General features: G+C 54.8%; 1 protein-coding gene. It reads left to right on the forward strand.

The annotated features are described in order from the left end of the window. Nucleotides 1-1,005, forward strand: a 1,005-nt coding sequence (locus ACO0LF_RS31315; RefSeq protein ID WP_423021302.1) for a PAS domain-containing protein, incomplete at both ends; no start/stop codon positions are given.

A 1,005-nucleotide genomic window follows, 5' to 3' on the forward strand; every position in this document is an offset into this window, starting at 1 on the left:
GCGGGTCGCTATCCGGTTTCTTCCTTCGGCCCCACTGTGCTCGCCAGCTTGCTTAAGGGACGTACTTTAGTTGAGACAGATGCGACAGTAGAGCCTGATCGGTCAGCCAGCGAACGCGCCGCGTTTTCTGCCATACAGGTGAAAGGGCATGTCGACGTTCCACTGATTAAAAACGGCCGGTTCGCGGCCGGGATGACGGTCCACGTATCTGACGTACGACACTGGAGCAAACAAGAAGTCACTTTAATTGAGGATACCGCAGAGCGTACCTGGGCGGCGCTTGAACGGGTTCGCGCTGAGACTGCGTTGCAACAAAGCGAAGAACGGTTCGCATTCGTCCGCCGAAGCAGCGGTGTCGGGTTCTGGTATTGCGACTTGCCCTTCGACCTGCTGCAATGGGATGATTTGGTGAAGGAGCATTTCCACCTGCCGCCTGATGCCAGCGTAACGATACAAAAGTTTTATGAACTGATCCATACAGATGACAGGGAGCCAACCCGCCTGGCCATAGAAGCAAGCATCTCGGGAAGAACTCCCTACAAGGTGGATTACCGTACGGTCAACCCGGACACCGGAGCGTTCAAGTGGATACGGGCGATTGGACGAACATTCTACGCCGCCGACGGCACCCCAACCCGTTTCGACGGAGTGACACTTGACGTCAGCGACCAGAAACAGGCTGAGGAAAATTTGAAGGAAAGTGAACAGCGGTTTCGACTATTGGCTGATGCCGCACCTGTTTTAATTTGGGTCAGCGGAACAGGCAAGTTGCGCTCCTGGTTCAATTTTCATTGGCTGGCTTTCACAGGCCGTTCGATGGCCCAGGAGACCGGTCATGGCTGGATCGAGGGTGTCCACCCAGATGACCTCAACAACTACCTCCAAAGCTACAATGCAGCACTCAACGCCCGAAAACCTTTCACAATAGAGTACCGTCTGCGTCAATATGACGGGGAGTTCCGCTGGTTGATTGATAATGGTGTACCGCGCTTCACGTCGGCAGGC

Source organism: Undibacterium sp. Di27W (assembly GCF_049340345.1).
Classification (GTDB): Bacteria; Pseudomonadota; Gammaproteobacteria; order Burkholderiales; family Burkholderiaceae_D; genus Undibacterium.